Source organism: Herpetosiphon gulosus (assembly GCF_039545135.1).
Lineage (GTDB): Bacteria > Chloroflexota > Chloroflexia > Chloroflexales > Herpetosiphonaceae > Herpetosiphon > Herpetosiphon gulosus.
Genome location: NZ_BAABRU010000003.1, coordinates 358,006 through 377,522, shown reverse-complemented (window position 1 = coordinate 377,522; position 19,517 = coordinate 358,006). Strand labels below are relative to the sequence as shown.

13 protein-coding genes are annotated in these 19,517 nt (G+C 50.0%); 7 read left to right on the top strand and 6 right to left on the bottom strand.

Annotated features, from left to right (window positions below; translation table 11 throughout):
- Nucleotides 1–36 precede the first annotated feature (36 nt).
- The 3 genes from ABEB26_RS05585 to ABEB26_RS05575 all read left to right on the top strand — a co-directional run bounded on the left by ABEB26_RS05585 (nucleotide 37) and on the right by ABEB26_RS05575 (nucleotide 6,394).
- Complete coding sequence (locus tag ABEB26_RS05585) at nucleotides 37–4,266, top strand: S8 family serine peptidase (protein WP_345720985.1); 4,230 nt, start codon at nucleotides 37–39, stop codon at nucleotides 4,264–4,266.
- A gap of 70 nt (nucleotides 4,267–4,336) precedes the next feature.
- Nucleotides 4,337–5,542, top strand: a complete 1,206-nt coding sequence (locus ABEB26_RS05580) for a CCA tRNA nucleotidyltransferase (protein WP_345720984.1) — start codon at nucleotides 4,337–4,339, stop codon at nucleotides 5,540–5,542.
- Between the two features lie 72 nt (nucleotides 5,543–5,614).
- Nucleotides 5,615–6,394: a glucose 1-dehydrogenase gene (locus tag ABEB26_RS05575; protein WP_486348293.1), complete on the top strand. Its 780-nt coding sequence runs from the start codon at nucleotides 5,615–5,617 to the stop codon at nucleotides 6,392–6,394.
- 97 nt (nucleotides 6,395–6,491) lie between these two features.
- On the opposite strand, the gene ABEB26_RS05570 is transcribed toward ABEB26_RS05575, so the two are convergent.
- Together ABEB26_RS05570 and ABEB26_RS05565 are read right to left on the bottom strand one after the other, a co-directional pair.
- Nucleotides 6,492–7,232: a phage antirepressor N-terminal domain-containing protein gene (locus ABEB26_RS05570; protein ID WP_345720982.1), complete on the bottom strand. Its 741-nt coding sequence runs from the start codon at nucleotides 7,230–7,232 to the stop codon at nucleotides 6,492–6,494.
- A 20-nt stretch (nucleotides 7,233–7,252) separates the two neighbouring features.
- The gene (locus ABEB26_RS05565; RefSeq protein ID WP_345720981.1) at nucleotides 7,253–7,990 is read right to left on the bottom strand and encodes a type 1 glutamine amidotransferase; all 738 of its coding nucleotides are present in this window, start codon (nucleotides 7,988–7,990) and stop codon (nucleotides 7,253–7,255) included.
- A gap of 116 nt (nucleotides 7,991–8,106) precedes the next feature.
- Between ABEB26_RS05565 and ABEB26_RS05560 the strand changes: the two genes are divergently transcribed.
- Nucleotides 8,107–8,622 (top strand): hypothetical protein, encoded by a 516-nt coding sequence (locus ABEB26_RS05560; RefSeq protein ID WP_345720980.1) that lies wholly within the window; start codon nucleotides 8,107–8,109, stop codon nucleotides 8,620–8,622.
- A 95-nt stretch (nucleotides 8,623–8,717) separates the two neighbouring features.
- The gene (locus tag ABEB26_RS05555) at nucleotides 8,718–9,905 is read left to right on the top strand and encodes an MFS transporter (protein ID WP_345720979.1); all 1,188 of its coding nucleotides are present in this window, start codon (nucleotides 8,718–8,720) and stop codon (nucleotides 9,903–9,905) included.
- A 202-nt stretch (nucleotides 9,906–10,107) separates the two neighbouring features.
- On the opposite strand, the gene ABEB26_RS05550 is transcribed toward ABEB26_RS05555, so the two are convergent.
- The 4 genes from ABEB26_RS05550 to ABEB26_RS05535 form a co-directional block, all read right to left on the bottom strand.
- Complete coding sequence (locus ABEB26_RS05550) at nucleotides 10,108–10,893, bottom strand: dolichyl-phosphate beta-glucosyltransferase (protein WP_345720978.1); 786 nt, start codon at nucleotides 10,891–10,893, stop codon at nucleotides 10,108–10,110.
- Between the two features lie 8 nt (nucleotides 10,894–10,901).
- Nucleotides 10,902–11,849 (bottom strand): glycosyltransferase family 2 protein, encoded by a 948-nt coding sequence (locus ABEB26_RS05545; protein ID WP_345720977.1) that lies wholly within the window; start codon nucleotides 11,847–11,849, stop codon nucleotides 10,902–10,904.
- Nucleotides 11,850–12,698 carry a dTDP-4-dehydrorhamnose reductase gene (rfbD, locus tag ABEB26_RS05540; protein ID WP_345720976.1) on the bottom strand — a complete coding sequence of 283 codons (849 nt, stop codon included), beginning with the start codon at nucleotides 12,696–12,698 and terminating at the stop codon, nucleotides 11,850–11,852. It abuts the gene before it with no gap.
- A gap of 65 nt (nucleotides 12,699–12,763) precedes the next feature.
- A complete protein-coding gene (locus ABEB26_RS05535; protein WP_345720975.1) occupies nucleotides 12,764–13,261 on the bottom strand; it encodes a thioredoxin family protein in 498 nt (165 codons plus the stop codon).
- A 374-nt stretch (nucleotides 13,262–13,635) separates the two neighbouring features.
- Between ABEB26_RS05535 and ABEB26_RS05530 the strand changes: the two genes are divergently transcribed.
- Together ABEB26_RS05530 and ABEB26_RS05525 are read left to right on the top strand one after the other, a co-directional pair.
- On the top strand, nucleotides 13,636–16,290 hold the full coding sequence (locus ABEB26_RS05530; protein ID WP_345720974.1) for an Ig-like domain-containing protein: 2,655 nt from the start codon (nucleotides 13,636–13,638) through the stop codon (nucleotides 16,288–16,290).
- A 41-nt stretch (nucleotides 16,291–16,331) separates the two neighbouring features.
- Nucleotides 16,332–19,517, top strand: coding sequence for an Ig-like domain-containing protein (locus ABEB26_RS05525; RefSeq protein WP_345720973.1), 3,186 nt, complete (start codon nucleotides 16,332–16,334; stop codon nucleotides 19,515–19,517).

Here is a 19,517-nt window from a genome sequence, read left to right as displayed (position 1 = left end):
GGTCTGAATTCGGTATAGCTGAAGGAGTAACTGGTAGTGAAACATCGTTACACTCGTTTAGCAACGGTCTTAGCGTTGTTAACCATGTTAGCGGGCAATTTGAGCGCTAACAATGTCACACGGGCGGCAGAACCCCTCAAGCCCGCTGTGGAAACGGCCACTGATTCGGTTCAGGTGAACCAAGCCAGTGCTAATCGTTCAAGCAAGCCCACAATTGCCCCATTGTATGGTGATTTCCCCAAGTCTGGCAAAGTTAAAGTTATTGTTCAATTCCACGATGCTCCGTTGGCAACCTATGCTGGCGAAGTTAAGGGTTTGAAGGCTACCGCCAATGCGCAAACTGGCCGCACCAAGCTTGATGTCAAGACGGCTGAATCCCAAGCCTACTTGAAATATCTTGATGCTCAGCACGCCAGCTTCCTCAAAGATGTCCAAGCCAAATCAAACCAAATCAAACAAATTTCTGATTATCAAGTCGCCTTGAACGGGATGTTCTTGGATGTTGATGTTTCAGCGATTACCATATTGCGCAACCACCCTGATGTTGCATCAGTTGAAATTGCCAAAGTTGAAAAACTCGATACAGATAGCAGCAACCAATTCATTGGTACGCCAAGTTTTTGGCAAAACCTTGGTGGTGGCAGCACTGGCACGAACGCTGGTGAAGACATTGTGATTGGGGTGATCGATAGCGGTATCTACAACCCTTCAAGTGTTTTGACCTCAACTGGTATTCACCCATCATTGCGCGATCCATCACCAGTTGGTGGCGATTACAGCGCATGGCCAGGTGGCTACAAAGGCGTTTGTGCTCCAACGATGCCTCCAGGTCAACAGCCAGATAATAGCTTTGGCCCTTGTAACGACAAACTGATCGGGGCTTGGTGGTATAACGGTGGCGGTATCGCCAATGACGGTGAAGTTGATTCACCAATGGATGAAGATGGCCACGGTACGCACACCGCTACCACTGCTGGTGGTAATGGTGGCACTGCTTCGCCATTCGGCACCGTCTCGGGCGTGGCTCCTCGCGCTCGGATCATCGCCTACAAAGTTTGTTGGGAAGAAGATCCAGCAATTAGCGATGACGGCGGTTGTAACGGTGGCGACTCAGTTTCAGCTATCAACCAAGCCTTGATTGACGGCGTTGATGTGTTGAACTACTCGATCAGTGGTGGTAACTCACCATGGACTGATGGGGTTGAAATTGCATTCCGTAACGCTAACGCTGCTGGCGTGATTGTTAGCGCCTCAGCTGGTAACGCTGGTACGGTTGGTAGCGTCGCTCACAACTCACCATGGTTGATCACGGTTGCTGCCAGCACCCAAGCCCGCGAATTCAAAGGCTATGTGACCAACTTGAGCGGTGGCACGGGCACAGCTCCATCACCACTGGTTGGTGCTTCACTCTACCCAGGTTCAGTGACTGGTCAAATCAAGTTGGCTCCAGTCCAAGCAGGCGAAACAGTTGCCCCAAGTTTGTGTTTAGAAGCATATGCGCCTGGTACTTTCCAAGCAACCGATATCGTGATTTGTCGCCGCGGACAAATTGCACGGGTGCTTAAGTATTCTAATGTATTTGCTGGTGGTGCTGGTGGCGGGATTCTTGTTAATGCCAATAATAATGAGGGTCTGGTCGCTGACTTCTGTACTAAAGTTTGTATCCACCTCGAAAAGAATGCAACTTTGGAAAGCGCTGCTGGTGACGATCTAATTACCTATGTTCAATCAGGCACTGTCAATGGCCAAGCCGATGGTGGTGTAAAGATTATGGGCGCTGGCGATAAGATGGCCGGCTTTAGCTCAATGGGTCCTTCGCCGATCAAGAACGTGCTCAAACCAGACGTAACCTTGATCGGTGTTGATGTCAACGCTGGTCATACCGCATTCGTTTGGGATGATGGCTTCGCTGATGGCGAATTGTTCCAAGTTATTGGCGGTACATCAATGTCAAGCCCGCACAATGCTGGCGTGACCGCTTTGATGCGCCAAAAATACCCAACTTGGACTCCATTTGAAATCAAATCGGCCTTGATGACGACTGCTAAGACCAGCGTTGTTAAACCTGATGGCGTAACCGCTGCTGATCCATTCAACATGGGTGCTGGCCGTGTCGATTTGACCAAAGTATTCAATGCTGGTTTGGTGCTTGATGAAACCATTCCAAACTTCATCAATGCGAACCCATCAGCTGGTGGCAACCCTGCAACCTTGAACATTGCAAGTGCTGCTAACGAATCGTGCCCAGTCGAATGTACCTGGACACGGACGGTCAAGAACACCTTGAACGTTGCAGCAACTTGGAATGTTAGTGGCTCAACCTCGCCTGTAACGGTAACTGCAACTCCAGCCAGCTTCACCATTCCTGCTGGTGGAACCCAGGTGATCACGATCAAGGCGGACGTTCGTGGTCAACCAATCGATGGCGTTTGGAAGTTTGGCGAATTCCGCTTGACCGAAGCTGCAAGCCTTGCCCCAGCCGTCCACTTCCCAATTGCCGTCAAGGCCAGCGCTGGTGGCGTGCCCGATAGTGTTTCAGCAACCACCCGCCGCGATAGTGGCATGGTGACCGCTGGTGGCTTTAGCGCCCTCAACGTGACCAACCTGACCATCCGCGAATTTGGCTTGACCAAGGGTGTTCGCGCAACCGAAGTTATCACTGGCGATACCACCAACGGTAACCCATACGATAGCTTGACCAACGGTGTCTTCTATCGTGCCTTGCAAGTTCCTGCTGGCGCAAGCAAGTTTGTCGCGAAGATCACCGATACGGCCTCAGAAGACATCGACTTGTTTGTTGTCCGCGATGCTAACGGCGACGGCATTCCTCAAGCTGGCGAACAAGTTGCTGAATCAGCAACCTCATCGGCTTACGAAACTGTCACAATCAACAACCCTGCTGCTGGCAACTACATTGTGGTTGTTCAAAACTGGCAAGCTTCACCTGCTGCTCCCGACTCAACCACGGTTGATATCTACTATGTCCCTGGTAGCAATCTTGGCAACTGGGATGTTGTTGGTCCAAACACCGTTTCAGGTAGCGAACCATTCAGTGTTGATATTCACTGGGATGAGCCAAGCCTCGAAGCTGGCGATGTCTGGTTCGGCGAATTCGACCTTGGCACCAGCCCAGCTAGCCCAGGTAGCATTGGCCGCACTACCTTCACCCTCGAAGTCTTGGAACCAGAAGTCAGTGTTGATGTTAGCGATACCATGGTTGATGTTGGTGAATATGTCACCTACACCGTGGCAATCTCTAACTACAGTGCAATGAACGATACCTTCTATGTAACCAGCACCTTGCCAGTTGGCTTGGAAGTTGACGTGAGCAGCTTGCCTGCTGGCGCTAGCTACAACGCTGCAAGCCGCACGGTTACTTGGAGCGGTTTGGTCAATGCCGCTGAAACTGGTTATACCTTCAGCGATAGCCGCGATGGTGGCGTAGCATTCGATAACTTCGATGTTTCAGCCGATGCCAACGCGATTGCAATTTGTGCTGCTGTCAGTACGAGCTGTGACGAAACTGCACCAAACTTCACCTTAGGCACGTTCCTGGTTCGGGCCTATGATGTGAACTATGGTGCTGTTCGCCCATGGAGCAACGGTCTGATTCAATTCGACCCAACGCTTCCATCTGGCAATACTAACTATGTTGCCCAAGATATGCCAAACTCAGCAACTCCTAACGGGGTGTACGCTGGCCTTTGGACGGACTTGGACTTGGATGGTACTTCAGCTACCGATACTGGTGGTGGTGAGTATTACATCTTGATTGTTGATGGGGTCAATCCAAACGATCCAACTGTACCGTATGTTGCAGTTGAATACGAAGACGCTCAACAATTTGATGCTCCTACTTCGAACCTCAACTTTACCAACTATGCCCGCGCCGATGGCATTGAGTCAGAGTTCTGTACCGTTTACGGTTCGCTCACTGGCAACTTGACCACCTTCGCTGACGGTGTAGCAGTTGGGATCGAAAACTTGACTGGTACGGTTGGCAACACCTACTACTATAGTGGTGATAGCTCAACCGCCGCCAACTTGCCAACCGCAGGTGCAACCATTTGTACCTCGTTGGGTGCTGGCGAACCAGGCTTGCGCACGTTCAGCTACCGCGCTCGCGCAACCCAAGCTGGAACCTTGACCAATAACCTTGAATATAGCTCAGCCGCTGATAGCAATACCGGCACTGAAGCTGTGGCTATCGAAGCAGTTCAAGCAGTGTTCAAGATCTTCATGCCATTGGTTGGCCGTTCGTCGTAAACCTTAAACGATTGTCGGTTACAATGCCCTCACTCAATACGAGTGAGGGCATTTTTGTTGAGATCGTGCAATGTTGTATGATTTAAATTCTTTTTTGCGCCAAGCAAGCCCTGTATTGCAACAACGCTTGCAATGGTTAATCCAAACTGCTAATACTCATAATTGCGCCTGCTATCTGGTTGGTGGTTGTGTTCGCGATTGGTTATTGGAGCGACCAGTTGGTGATATTGATGTTGTGGTTGAAGGCGATGCTATCGCGCTGGCCAAGGTTTGGGCCGCCGTTTGGCCGGATCAACTGCATACCCACCCCCCTTTTGGCACTGCAACCCTGAGTTGGCAGGATAGTAGCTTGGATTTAATTTCAGCCCGCAGTGAATATTACCCTCAACCTGCGGCCTTGCCAGTCGTCAGTTTTGCCAATTTAGCTGCTGATTTGGCTCGCCGCGATTTTACGATCAATTGTCTGGCTTTACGCTTGATCAACCAACCAACCGAATTAATTGATCCACAACATGGCTATGCTGATCTCCAGCATGGTTTGATTCGGGTATTGCATGATCTGAGTTTTATCAATGATCCAACCCGCATTCTCCGTGCAATTCGCTTTGCTGCGCGTTTGAATTTTGAACTTGAGCCGCAGACCGCTATATTGTTGCAACACGCCTTGCCATGGCTTGATCAAACTACGCCTGCTCGTTTGTGGAATGAATTAGGTTTGTTGTTAACTGAGCCGAGTGCCTTAGTAGCATTAAGTTTGGCTGATAGTTGGGGTGTGCTCAATCAATTATTTGGCTCTGGTGGTTGGTCAGCCAGCCTTAATCAACAGGCGCAAACGTTGCTTGCCAATCAGTCCGATCAGCAATTAGCGATCGTGTGGTTGCTGTTGATGAGCCAATTAGCCCCCAGCGCGGCCCAAACCCAAACCCAGCGCTTTAGTTTGCCCAAACCGATTCGCTTGATGGTTGAGCAATGGCCGCAATTAGTGGCATTTGAGGCAACGTTATCCCAAACCACGCTCTCGGCAGGCCAACTTGATCGCTTGCTTAGCCCATTTGAACCGTTACTGCTCGAGGTATGGGCGAGTAATCAAGCAACATCAATTCAACACCAAATTAAGTATTATCTGCAATACTTACGGCCAATTGCTAGCATATTGACTGGGCGTGATCTACAAGCCCAAGGGATTCCTGCTGGCCCAAATTACAAAACCTTGCTGGCCGAGGCACGGGAACGCCAACTTGATCAATTTGAACAAGCGAACCCCAATCTTTGCTAAGATAGGTATCGATTATCCAAGGCGATCATGAGCTGCTATCCAATCTATGTATTCGCCCTTGAACTAGGAGTAATGCCAATGACGACATTCGATTTAAGTGGCAAGGTGGCAATTGTAACCGGTGCATCACGTGGAATTGGCGAGGCAATTGCCCAACATTTCGCCCAAGCCGGAGCCAAAGTCGTGGTTTGTGCCCGTAAATTGGAGAGCCTGCAAACCGTTGCTGATAGTATCAACCAAGCAGGTGGTATGGCGCTCGCCATGGCTTGTCATACTGGCAAGCGCGAACAGGTGCAGGCGGTAGTGGCGCAAACCTTGGCAGAATGGGGTCGCATCGATATTGTGGTTAATAATGCGGCTACCAACCCACACTTTGGCCCGTTGCTCAACTCCGATGCAGCCCAATGGGATAAAACCTATGAAGTCAATGTGAAAGGCTACTTTTGGTTGATCCAGGCGGCGGCTGAGGCCATGCAAAATCAAGGTGGTGGCTCGATCATCAATGTGGCCTCGGTGGCTGGCTTGCAACCTGCGACCGCGATGGGCATTTATAGTATTTCCAAGGCTGCCGTCATTGCCATGACCAAGCAGTTGGCCCAAGAATTAGGCCCAAGCAATATTCGGGTCAATGCCTTGGCTCCGGGCCTAATCAAAACTAAATTTAGCTCGGCCCTGTGGGATAACGAAGATCTGAATCAAAAAATTGTGGCTGGCACGCCCTTAGGTCGAATTGGCACGGTCGATGAGGTTGCTGCCGCTGCGCTGTATCTGGCGAGCGATGCTGCTGCTTTCACCACTGGCACAGTTATGACCATGGATGGCGGCAGTTTAGTCGGCGGAATTTTAGGTTAGGGGCTAGGGGTCAGGGGCTAGGGATCAGAGGGTTGAATCCTTCGTCTCCTTTGTGTTCTTTGTGGGTAAAACTGGCCCCTAATCCCTGACCCCTCAATTAAATATCGGGCATTGGCTCAGGTTCGCCAAGGGCATCGCCATACCAGCGTTCGAGCCAAGCAAGGGCTTCGTTGAGCCGAGCATGCGGCATGCGGCGATAGGTGGTGATGCCCCATTGGCGATATAAGCCATCGAAAATTGCTGGGTATTCGTTGCGCCGAGAGCGTTCACCAACCACCTGCGCTACTCGCCGAACGGTGCGAGCCAACAACACCGCATTAGCTTCAATTTCGGCGCTCATTCCACCCATTTCGCGAGCCTCAACATCGGCGGTCAGCTGGCGCTCAAGCAACATTTGCTCACGGGTAAGGTTGGCCACGGCCAAGGCTCCGCGATAGGCCACCTCAGCTTGAGTTTGCTCCCAGCGATTGGGTAATAGTTGATCGTTGGTTTCAAAGGCTTGTGGGCGAAAGCTCTGCCAAAGTACTGAGGCCATTTCGCTGCTCAGCGCTTGCACAATTGGCGCAGCTTCGGCGCTGACACTGTTGGGATCAAGCCCAGCCGCCCATAATGGAATCAAATCGATCCGCAAACAGGCTTGACGTTCATCCTCGCCATCAAGGTTGGGTACTTTTAGTTGACGTAAGCCTGCTGCTAGCGTCGCATGGGCTTTGATCCGTTTGATCTGCGACGCATGCGGAATTTCGAGCATGGCACAAATCACGGGAATTGCGGCGTAGGTTTGGTTGGGATCAAGCGCAAGAATCTGGCCGAGATCGCTATTGTAAAAATGTTGCATGAAAATCCTTTATCAACAGCCTAATGTTGAAGGCGTTCGACCATGGTGTTATGTGCGGCTAGCTCCAACTGATCGTCAAGTGGGCTGAGGGTTGCGCTTGCGCCATGGCGGCGTTGCAAGGCTAGCTCCAGCAAGTGGTCGGCGAAATGTGGGTTTTTGGGCAGCAATGAGCCATGCATATAGCAGCCAATCACATTTTGCCAAACTGCGCCTTCGCTGCCATCTTGGCCATTGTTGCCGTGGCCTGCGAGCACCTTACCCAACGGTTTTACACCCTTGCCGAGGAAGGTTCCACCACTATGATTTTCAAAGCCAACCAAAGTTTGGCGGCCAGTTCCCCAATTAGCTTCGATCAGCAAATTGCCAATCAGGCGTTGGGTGCTGCCAACGGTGTGCACATCCAACAAGCCAATCCCTGGGAGCTTCTCGCCAGTGTGAGTTAGAAAATAATGGCCGAGCAGTTGATAGCCGCCACAAATTGCCAGCAGCACCATGCCAGTTTCAGCGGCTCGGCGTAATGGCTCGGCTTGGTGTTCAACAAAATCGGCAGCAATTAACGCTTGACCGCTATCTTGACCCCCGCCAAAAAAAGCCAAATCGACACTTTGCCAATCGATGCTGCTGCCTGGCATCACCGGAATCAGGGTTGTTGTAATCTCACGCCATGCACAGCGCTGTCGTAAGGTGATGATATTCCCACGATCACCATAGATATTCATTTGCTCAGGGTATAGATGCGCAATCGTCAGGTTGTACATAGCACCTCCACATATTCGCGCCCATTGTACTACGCTCGGCTACTTAACAAAAACTTGATATTCATAGCGTATAACGATTAAACTACGTCTCGGTTCGTTTGATCAAAGGAATTATTATGCAGCCGTTTTTACTTGACCCCAAGAATGCCGCCGTGGTGACCCGCCAAAAACCGTATGGTAGCGGCAAATTTATGCTGTTTATGTTGCTGTTTAGTCTGCCATTTTTGTTTGTGGGCTGTGGAGCATTGGGCTTTCTGCTGCGCGATCTTGGCCAAGCCGAGTCCCCGACCGACTGGAATTCGGTGTCGATTCAATTGGGGTTTGTCGTATTATTCGGCTTATTTGGCAGTTTAGCCTTATATTTCTTTGTGCTGCGGCCATGGCGTTTGGCCAAGGCGTTGCGCGAGCGCGGCCAAATGTTGCCTGGCCAAATTATCAATGCCCGCTTTGAAAAAGATAGCGATGGCGATTGGAATTTAGTGATTAACTATCAATTTGTTTCGCCTCAAGGCATTGGTATGAGCAAAACTCAAAGCCAGATTCGTAATGATTTGCGCAATACCCCGCCGCCGCCAGCCAATACTCCCGTGGTAGTGATGTATGCCGACGAGCGGAATTTTACCGTGTTGTAGTAACTTAATCGGTCGCCAGGCCTTAGCTGAATTTCCGCATCTGCTATATACTTATCCTAATATGCGGGAAATTTCATAGGTGCTTTGGAGGCTTCATGGCAACGCGGACAAGTGGGCAGGCTGTCGCTCTGACAGGCCTTTCGGTCATGGTGATGATGACATTTTCGCATGCCATGAATGATATGTGGACTTCACTATTAGCGCCCTTGCTGCCAAGCATTCGCGATACCTATCAGGTGAGTATTGGTCAAACTGGAATTTTGGTGGCAATTTTGTCGTTTGCTGGTTCGATGCTTCAGCCGTTGCTTGGTGCGGTTGGCGATTATATTGATCGGCGCTGGCTGGCGGCGTTTGGTCCTGTGCTGACGGCGATTGGCCTAACCTTGATTGGCTATGTGCCTAATTTCTTTATGTTGGGCGCGTTGATTATGCTTGGTGGTTTGGGTAGCGCGATTTTTCACCCAGCAGGGGCAGCCTATATCGCCATGGGTGCGAATCCCCATCAACGCGGGCTATTTGTTTCAATCTTTTCGGCTGGCGGCACGGTTGGCATGGCCTTTGGACCGTTGATTGCTGCCCAGTTTGATTTGGTGAGTTTGCCCTATTTGCTGCCCGTAGGGATTGCAGTTGGGGTTTTGACCTTTTTTATGATTCCTTCGGCGGTCCAAAATCGTAGCCAGCCCAAAACGTTGCGCGATTATATCAGCGTTTTTCAGGGGCCGTTGCGCTGGCTTTGGTTTATGAGCGTGTTGCGTTCGCTTTCGAGCGTTTCCTATAGCAGCTTGTTGGGTTTTATGCTGCGCGATCGCTTTGATCAAGCCATGGCTGATGCCCATGTTGGCCCAACTTTGGCGGTTTTCAATATTGCCTCAGCGGTTGGCGGCATTATTGGCGGGCGAATTTCCGATCGGGTTGGGCGTACAGTGGTGTTGCGTTCAAGTATTTTGAGCACAATTCCGCTGTTTATTGGCTTAGTGCTATCATCGCCGTTGGATTGGTGGTATTACCCCTTGACGGCGGTGGTTGGTGCAATGGTGATGGCTAATATTCCAGTCTCGATTGTCACGGCGCAGGAATATGCACCGCAGCACATTGCTACTGCCAGCGCCATGATGATGGGCTTTGCTTGGGGTACGTCGGGCGTGCTTTATCCAATTATTGGTAGTTTGGCTGACTGGACTTCGCCAACCTGGGCCATGATTGCCGCGATCGGCTTGTTGCTGCCAGCCTTCTTTATTACGGTGCGCCTGCCCGAGCCTGAACGCACGACGACGATTGGCTAGTTTAATCGGGGGCCAGAGGGCAGGGGTCAGGGGCCAGAATCAATTCTTTAACCGCGAAGAGCGCGAAGATTCACTAATATTAATTATTTAACGCAGAGACGCAGAGCTTTTTGGTGAAAATTTCTCCCAACATAAAGCTTTGCACTTCTGCGTTAATCGTTCAGTTTCCGATCCCCAATAACCGACCCCCGAACCCCTACTTCTATGCTCTATGTTCTATGTTCTTAGGTTTCACATCACGATACTGGCCGGAGATCGCGTTCCAGCGTACTTTGAGCACATCACGCAGGTTGCGCCAAGAATCGCGGATATTATCGACTTTGGTTTCTTCGCCGTAGCGCCAAGTTACGGGTACTTCGGCAATCCGGTAGCCACGCCGCAAGGCCAAATACAACACCTCAACATCAAAGGCGGTAACTGCCGCACCCTTAGGTGCTTCGGTGGTATCGTCGTACAGCCGCATACGCCCAAAAACATCGTGCGATGCTTCGCGACTGAATACCTTAAAACCACATTGGGTATCTTGGAATTTACCAATGCCCAAAACCCGCACAATGGTATTAAACACCCGACCCATCAAGTGGCGCATAAATGGCTCATCAATGCGGCTAGCTCCTGCGCCTTCGCGTGAAGCAATCACAATCTCGTAGCCTTGCTGGAGCTTGGCTTCAAGCTTGGGCCATTCTTCCATGGGCACGGCCAAATCGGCATCGGAGAAAAGCACATAATCACCAATCGCTTGAGTCATCCCAGTGCGCACAGTATAGCCCTTGCCACGATGTGGGTTTTGAATCACGCGGGCTTGGGCGAACTCACGACAAGCAGCCTCTGCCAGTGCCACTGTTTGATCAGTGCTACCATCATCAACCACTAATAACTCCCATGACCATGGTTGGGCATTGAGGAATTGCAAGACTAAAGGTAAGGTCTGAGGTAGTCGGCGGGCTTCGTTATAGGCTGGAATTACCACCGAAAGATACGGGGCCATGGGGACTCCTATCGTCCAAGCCAAGCAAGCAGCCGCTGTGCTTCTGCTGTGGCTAACGTTCGTTCACGCCAAATTTGGGGAATGAGCCGCAAACCAGCCCATTGACCACGTAAGCGAGCACGGGCAGCTTCGCCGCGCCAATGGCGTAGGGCTTGCCCAAAAATCGTCAGTTGCGACCACAAAAAGGCTGGCAAGGCATACGGCCAAGCTTGCACTGGCATATGGCGCAACCACAGCACAATAAAATTACGCCCACAATAATAGCTAGCTCGTACTCCGCCACCAGTAGCGCTCAAATGATGCAGCACCCGCGCTTGAGGTACAAATAGGGTGCGCATTCCGGCTCGCCGTGCCCGCAAATTGAGATCAACATCTTCGCAATACATCACTAACAATGGATCAAGCAAGTGTCCATGTTGATTGACGAGTTGTTGCAAACTAGTGCGTTTGTAGGCCGCTGCCCCAGCGCATGGCCCAAAAACCTCGCTGATTGCATCATACTGACCACGATCAACTTGCCAAACCCCGCGACTCCAGGGCACGCCATCCCAATTATAGCCATCGCCCGTGGTATGTAAATGGTCAGGTTGATTGTAGAGCAGCATTTTGGCGGCAGCAAAATCATAGGTTGGAAAACGCTCAAGCGTATCAATTAATGCTGCAACAAAGTTTGGCTCAACTTCAGTATCATTATTAAGCAAGATAACCCAAGGCGCACTGGTTGCCTGAAAACCGCGATTAACTGCCGCGACAAAGCCTTGGTTTTCGGGTTGAATTAGCCAATTGACCTCGGGATAAGCGGCCTGCAAAGCGGGAACGCTCCCATCAGGTGAGGCATCATCAATCACCGTTATCAGAAAATCGCGGCGGGTTTGGTGGCGCAAGCTTTCAAGGCAGGCAGCCAATAAGCTAGCTCCGTTATAGTTCGGAATCAAAATGTCGATGCTATGGCTCATTTAAGCTGGCTCGTCGATGGCCGCAACCGCTGCAATTACCGCTGCTTGCCAGCGGCGCAAACGAATGCCCATGGCTGCGGCGGCATTGTTGCTCAATGCTGAAAATGGCGGTGGGCTGCTTGGACGGCTGAATTCGGCAGACGTAATTGGCTCAACTGGCAGGTCGATGCCTGCCGCTGCTAAGACCGCACATGCCAACTCATGGCGTGAGCAAGCACCTTCATTGACCACATGATAGATGCCTGGAATGTTGCTATCGACCAGTTGGCGAATTGCCCAAGCTGCTTCGGCTGCATGGGTTGGTGTGCCAACTTCATCGGTCACGACACGTAGCGGTTCGCCAGTTTGCAGGCGTTCGCGGCCTAAGCGTGCGATCGTGCGCACAAAGTTGCGCTGGCCACCAAACAACCAAGCCACCCGCGTGATAAAAAGATTGGGTGCATGCTGCAAAACTGCCTGCTCGCCGCCCCACTTGGAACGACCATAGGCATTAATCGGCGCTGGTTGATCGTATTCGCTGTAGGCTTGCTGGCTGCTGCCGCTAAATACCTCATTGGTGCTGACATAGACTAAGGGAATATCGCGGTCGCGGCAGGCAAGCGCAGCGTATTTTGGACCTAATGTATTTTCGCGAAAAGCCCGCGCTGGATCGAGCGCACAGCCATCGACATTGGTAAAGGCCGCTGGCAAGAGCACCAAATCGGGGGTTAATTGATTGATGGCCGCCCGCGCAGTGGCTTGACTTAAATCTAGCTCTTGATGGCTCGGCATTAATAATTGATGATCGGCAAACGTTTTGGCTAACTCAGTGCCAAGTTGACCGCTTGCCCCCAGGATCAACACACGCATATAAACTCCTTTGCGCGGCGCATGGTAGAACAAGCCCTCGCATTCGTCAATTAATTGGGCTTAGTTTAGGCGCTAGGGGTGATTTGGTTGGCATGTTCGCCAAAATAGTGCAGTTCAACCAGGCGTTTGAGTTCGTCGGTTGCCAAGGCATCATAGGGCGAAAGCCGCCATTCCGACCAACGGTTTAGGAAATCGCGCACCCGCCCAAAGTTATAGCTCTCGCCTTCTTCGAGTGGGCTGGTATCTTGCGAACAGAGCAATTGGCCGCGACTATTGTAGATAAAAATATGCGGAACTCCATCAAAACCTGGCAGGTGTTCTAAAAAGGTCTTATTTTTTTGTTGCTCATCGCCCACCAAAACTTTTACTTTGACATAATGAATGTCGCGTAAATAGCGTAATTGTGGGTGAGCATTAATAAAGGCCTCTAAGCGATGACACCAAACACACCAATCGCCACCAAGCTCGACTAAAATATTTTTGCGTTCACGTTGCGCAGTTTCTAAAGCTTGGCGCATATCTGCAAAGGGGTCACGTTCTGGATCAAAGAGTGAATCGGCCATGGATATAGTCCTCAACAGTTGTGATTTTGTGCTTGCTTTGAGTTTGCTCTTGGGCGCAACGATCAACAGCACGTTCAAGCTCCCCTTATTATAGCGGTTTCTCTTAAATTTGGAGCGCAATGCTTGCTGCGCTTACTCACCTTTGACTTGATTGGGGGCTAGCCCATTGATACGCCTTTTGACCCATTGTTGCTTGGATTCTAAGCTGGTATCCTCGATCATGAGAGATTTCCCCACAATCTAAATCTCTTTATGGATAGCTTTCCGATGGTAAACTGAACTTAACCAGCATATTTGTTGGTTTAGTTTATTGGGATGGCCTAAGCTTGAAAGCCATGCTCAGCCAGATTTTCTATAAAGCGAGGGAGTTGAAGATGATGCAGCGATGGTTTTTGGTTGGGCTATGTTTAGGATTAAGCTTAATCTTGCCAGTGGCGGCCCAACAACCCCAAATTCCCCAAACGATTGATCAGCCCCAAACCGCTGGAACGTGGAGCGATGAATTTGCTTCTTATGATCGCTCTGATTTGAATGATTATCCTCGGCGTCCGATGGAATGGAATAACACGCTGTATTCGGGCATGCATAACCATGGCGTAGCCGCTTGGAATGGCCGCCAATGGCTGCAAATTGGCAATCTCGAAGGCCGAGCGATTGCTATTACATGGCATCAAAATAAGCTCTACGCCTATGGCAAACTTAATTTAGCAGGCGCACCTGTTAGTTTAGCCTCTTGGGATGGTACAACCTGGACAGCCATGCCCCACCAGATTTCTTACCACACATCAGTTACGTTGGCAAGCTATGACAACCAATTGTATCTCGCGAGTGGGCATGCTTTTACGATTGATGGGCAAGCGATTCAGCATTTGGCCCGTTGGGATGGCAATCAATGGCAAGATACTGATGTTGGTGTGCAGGGCATGATTCTTACCATGCTGGTGCGCCCTGATGGCTTGTATGTGGGCGGGACATTTGCCCACGAAAATAACCAATGGCAGGGTGTATTGCGCTGGGATGGCAGCCAATGGCATCAAGTTGGTAGCCCATTATCAGGTTTGGTGCTCGATCTGGAATGGGCCAATGATCAATTGTATGTTGGTGGCTTATTTACCTCGACCCTTGATCCCGCAATTAACAATATTGCTGCGTGGAATGGCACCAGCTGGGATAGCTTTGGTAATGGTATTGGTGATGGTCGTCGTCGCGATGTGCATAGTATCGCATTTTTAGATGATGAACTGTATGCAATTAGCCGAGTTGATACAGCTTTAGGTTATCATCAATTGCAACGCTGGAATGGCACAACTTGGGTGATCCTTGCAAACACAAGTGGAGCCAATGGAGGGATTGATTGGCTTTGGTATCCTGACGTTGTATTGCTGAATTACCAAGAGCAACTTTTTGCTTTTGGCTTGATTTCGTTTGTTCATGATCATGATAATAGCGATCAATATAGCATTGGCATGATGGCATTGGCGTGGAATGGCACGCATTGGGAATCGATGACTCCCAATGGCTTGCTGATTAAAAATGGTGGTCAGCAGCTTAATTTGCTAGCAACTAGTGGCGAAACTGTTTACGCAGCTGCCAATAATTTGAATTGGGGCAATGGTCAAGCCGCGTTGGCGCAATTTGAAGCTGAGCAAACTTGGCAAGTGCTACTACCACCCTATCTTCTAGGAACTAACACGGTTTATGAGGCCGAAGCCTACCAAACAACCCTATTTTTAAGAATCGAGAATGCACTGTTTAAGGTTATCAGTGATACAGTCGAGTTGCAGTCTACCTCGGAAATTAATTCGATAGCCCAAGCCAACAATCTCTTGTATGTTGCTGGGCGTTTTGAGCAATTTAATGGGGTTGCCGCGCATAATTTGGTGATGTGGAATGGCAGCCAATGGCAAGCGTTGAATGTACCGACCACAATTGATCAGGTAACAATCGTTGAAGTTTACGCTAACTATGTCTATGTTAGCGATGGCGAACAACTGCTCCGCTGGGATGGCACAGTATGGCAAACGCTTGTGACAGCAGTCAATCGGATCACTCAAATCGAGCCAACCGCCAGTGGGGTGTATGTCGCTGGCTCATTTAGCAGTATTAATGGAGTTGCCGCTCAAAAAATTGCCTACTGGGATGGCTCGGTATGGTCGGCGTTAACTGGGGTTGTTAATGGCCTGATCTACGATCTTGAGCTTGGACCTGATGGCTTATATGTCGCTGGTTCATTTAGCGGCATTACCAATGGTGTGGTTAGCCCAGGCATTGTGCGCTGGAATGGTGTTTGGAATAGCGTTGGTGGTGGGGTGCAATATCGCTATACCCCGCAGTTGCCAATTAGCGTAACCACCTTAGCCTCAACTCCAACCCGAATGTATGCGATTGGCACATTTGATACGGTTGGCAATCGCTATGAATCGTCGCTGATTGCGGCTTGGCAATATGGCGCACCAACTTTGATCAATGCAGCCCCAGATACGGCCACGACCTATCGTCCGCAATCGGTCAGCGTTGATGTGGTGGCCAATGATTGGACGATTGATAATGAGGCTGTTGAAGTTGTAGCAGTAACCTCGGCCAGCCATGGCACAGCCACGATCAGCGGCACGCAAATTCTCTACACACCAAATAATGATTTTCAAGGCACTGAGAGCCTCAGTTATACCTTGCGCAATCCAGCACGTGGCATCACCACAACTGGAGCATTGACAATCGATGTACTTAATCATTTTCCAACGCTTGTACCACTGACCCATACTGTACAGCCGAATAGCACTACTACCTTCGATGTTTTGGCTGACGTGGTTGATTTGAATGGCGATGATTTGAGCATTACTCAGGCCAACGCCACGCTTGGTATGGTTAGTATCGAGCAACATCAATTACGCTATATTGCGCCGAATCAAGGGATGGTTATGGCAACAATTAGCTATATGGTAAGCGATGATCATGGCGGTGTACAAACCTCGACCATGAGTGTCACGATCACAGCCCAGCATGTGTATCTGCCATTTATAGCTCGTTAGGAACGTTTGAACTTTGTATTGTTCTGAAAGTAGTATTAAATATGCCTAAACCATCAAACATCATCGGCTTATTGGCTATCTTCGTGCTGTTGTTTGGGGCTGTACAAAAGCCTGTTATGCCAGTTGCTGCCGTGGAGCCACAAACCCCAAGCAGCCCCGGGTCGTGGAGTCAAGCCTTTGCCGACCCGCTGAAATTTGACCCTGGCTATATACCACTGCGCCCGATTGAATGGAATGGCACGTTGTATGCTGGAATTGTTGGTAGAGATGGCTTTGATCCAGGAGTTGGCTACTGGAGCGGTCAGCAATGGCTGAAACTTGATGGATTGAGAGGTGAAGTTGATTCATTGGTTGTCCATCAAAACCGCTTATTTGTTGCTGGACGTTTGACCCTTGGTGGCAAACAGATCAGCATTGCCTTTTGGGATGGCAACCTCTGGACGGCTCTGCCGCTTCAATTTAGTCTTAATGTTTTCGTCTTAGCTAGTCATAATGATCAACTCTATATTGGTGGTTATTCAGAGCAGATTAACGATCAACCCTCAGGTTTGGTCTTCCGTTGGGATGGAGCTCAATTGCATTCTGTCGCTGAAGGGATCTATGGGGCTGTTTTCAGCATGCTCTCACGACCTGATGGCTTGTATCTTGGTGGAACATTCAGCCTCAATGGCCAAAGAACGAGCTTGATCCATTGGAATGGAGCAGAGTGGCAGAGCGTTGGCGGGGGTGTTTATGGCATAGTCATGGATGTTGAATGGGCTAATGATCAACTCTACATCAGTGGCCAATTTACCTCGACGCTTGAACCAACCATGAAGAATGTGGCTGCGTGGAATGGCACGAGCTGGAATACCTTTGGTACCGGGATTGTCAGCCCAACCCATAATCTAGCTATGCTTGATGGTGACCTCTATGCCCTCAGCCGAACCTCCAGGCCTTTTCCTTATACGCCGATTTTTCATCTTCAACGTTGGGATGCGACGCACTGGACGACACTCTCCAACGCTAGTGGTAACAATCTCCTGCTTAATTGGTCACGCTTTCCTGACGTTGTGCTGGTGAATTACCAACAAGAATTATTCGCATTTGGCACAATCGGCTTCGTGGACCGTAATGAGCAAACACTGAGGTGGGGTGATTCGGCCTTGCGCTGGAGGGGTGATCGTTGGGAGGCCATGACTCCCAATGGAATTTCTACGATGGAATTGGCGTTGGCTGTTGATGGTGAGGATGTCTATGCGGCCTCTAGTCGGATGGTTTGGGGTAATGGTCATGCGAGCTTGGCGCATTTGACTCCAAATAATCAATGGCAATTGCTGATAGCCTATGAATCCCAGCAGCAACAATATGCCCAAGCCCTCCAAAAGTATCAGCAAAGCTTTTTCAGTATTGATAGCAATAAACTGTATCAGGTCGTTAATAATGCATGGGTTCGAATCGGTTCTGCTCTGGTTAATAGTTTGGCCCAAGCCAATAACCTCTTGTATGTGGCCGGCAACTTTGAGCAATTCAATGGGGTTACGGCACATAATCTTGTGACGTGGGATGGCAGCCAATGGCAAGCCTTGAATACCCCTGCTTCATTTGATCAGGTTGTGATTGTCGAAGCATATGGTAATAACGTCTATATCAGCGATGGCTTTCAATTGGCCCGCTGGGATGGTAGCCAATGGACAACCCTCGCCACCAATGTGGTTAATATTGGTGAGGTTGAGCCAACCGCCAACGGCGTGTATATTGCTGGCACCTTTAGCAGTGTTGGTGGTGTAACAGCGTCCAAAATCGCCTACTGGAATGGTACGGCATGGTCAGGATTAACAGGCGAGATCGATGGTTCAATCTATGATCTCGAAACAGGGGCCGATGGCCTGTATGTCGCTGGTTGGTTTCGTGGCATTATCAATGGTATTTATAGCCCAGGTATTCTGCGCTGGGATGGCACTGCATGGCATGGGCTTGAGGGTGGAGTTAGGTCAAGTGCCACGCCGAATCAACCTGGCAGCGTTTCTTCCTTAGCAGCAACCCCAACCCGCATGCTGATGTATGGTTCGTTTGATCGCGTGGGAAATACCTATGAATCCAACCAAATTGCGGCGTGGGAATATGGCAACGAACCGTTGATTCAGGCCAAGCCCGATTATGGTAGTACCTATCGTGCTCAGCCAGTTGTGGTTGATGTGATAGCCAATGATTGGAGCGATCAGCCAAACCGCTTACAATTGGTAAATGTGAGTAGCTCAAGCCATGGCACGGCGGTGATTAACGGTAACTCGGTAGTCTATACGCCGGAAACAGAATTTCAAGGCGTTGAAACCTTAAGCTATACCGTGCGTGACCCAATTAATGCGGTGACCACGACCGCCCAATTGCGGGTGCAGGTCTGGAATCATTTCCCCACGATTGCTGATCAAGAACAAACGATCTATCCCTTTGTTGAAACGCTGCTTGACCCATTAGATGGCCTAATTGATTTAAATGGTGATGCTTTGACGATCACCCAAGCCAGTGCGGTCAGTGGCACGGTGACGATCGTCAATAATCAATTGCGCTATATGCCGCCAAACCAAGAGCATTTGACTGATCTGGTGACCTATACCGTCAGCGATGGTCATGGCGGCCAACAAACCGCGCGAATTAAGCTGCATAGTATTGATGCTGTGGTGGTTGCGGTCGATGATGTTGCCACAACCTATCGACCACATGCGGTCAATGTGGCAGTTTTAGCGAATGATTGGTCACTTAATAACGAGCCAATCCAGCTGATTGCGGTGAGCGCAGCCAGCCATGGCACGGCAACGATCAGTGGCAATCAAGTGCGCTACGTCCCAATCGCCAGTTTTCAAGGCATCGAAACCTTGGAATATACCGTGCGCAACCCAACCCGTGGGGTAACTGCAACTGGAATTCTGACGATTGAGGTGCAGAATCATGCGCCAACGGTTGCGCCAATGACGATTACCATCAAACCCAATAGCATAACCGTTGTCGATGTACTAGCCCATGTGAGCGATTTGAATGGCGACCCCGTAGCGATTTCCTTGGCAAGTGCCGCACCAGGTATGGTTGCCGTGGTGAATAATCAATTGCGCTATACCGCGCCCAACTACTATCCATTTGCTGCCACCATTAGCTATACCGTGGGCGATGATCATGGTGGTTCGCAAGTAGGAACAATTGTGGTCAATAGCGCGAAGTATCAATTATTTTTGCCCTATACCAGTAAATAA

What these genes read in the sequence shown, in the direction of transcription:
- ABEB26_RS05580 (WP_345720984.1), top strand. Translation starts at nt 4,337, where the DNA reads ATGTTGTATGATTTAAATTCTTTTTTGCGCCAAGCAAGCCCTGTATTG.
- ABEB26_RS05575 (WP_486348293.1), top strand. Translation starts at nt 5,615, where the DNA reads ATGCCAATGACGACATTCGATTTAAGTGGCAAGGTGGCAATTGTAACC.
- ABEB26_RS05570 (WP_345720982.1), bottom strand. Translation starts at nt 7,232, where the DNA reads ATGCAACATTTTTACAATAGCGATCTCGGCCAGATTCTTGCGCTTGAT.
- ABEB26_RS05565 (WP_345720981.1), bottom strand. Translation starts at nt 7,990, where the DNA reads ATGTACAACCTGACGATTGCGCATCTATACCCTGAGCAAATGAATATC.
- ABEB26_RS05560 (WP_345720980.1), top strand. Translation starts at nt 8,107, where the DNA reads ATGCAGCCGTTTTTACTTGACCCCAAGAATGCCGCCGTGGTGACCCGC.
- ABEB26_RS05555 (WP_345720979.1), top strand. Translation starts at nt 8,718, where the DNA reads ATGGCAACGCGGACAAGTGGGCAGGCTGTCGCTCTGACAGGCCTTTCG.
- ABEB26_RS05550 (WP_345720978.1), bottom strand. Translation starts at nt 10,893, where the DNA reads ATGGCCCCGTATCTTTCGGTGGTAATTCCAGCCTATAACGAAGCCCGC.
- ABEB26_RS05545 (WP_345720977.1), bottom strand. Translation starts at nt 11,849, where the DNA reads ATGAGCCATAGCATCGACATTTTGATTCCGAACTATAACGGAGCTAGC.
- rfbD (WP_345720976.1), bottom strand. Translation starts at nt 12,698, where the DNA reads ATGCGTGTGTTGATCCTGGGGGCAAGCGGTCAACTTGGCACTGAGTTA.
- ABEB26_RS05535 (WP_345720975.1), bottom strand. Translation starts at nt 13,261, where the DNA reads ATGGCCGATTCACTCTTTGATCCAGAACGTGACCCCTTTGCAGATATG.
- ABEB26_RS05530 (WP_345720974.1), top strand. Translation starts at nt 13,636, where the DNA reads ATGATGCAGCGATGGTTTTTGGTTGGGCTATGTTTAGGATTAAGCTTA.
- ABEB26_RS05525 (WP_345720973.1), top strand. Translation starts at nt 16,332, where the DNA reads ATGCCTAAACCATCAAACATCATCGGCTTATTGGCTATCTTCGTGCTG.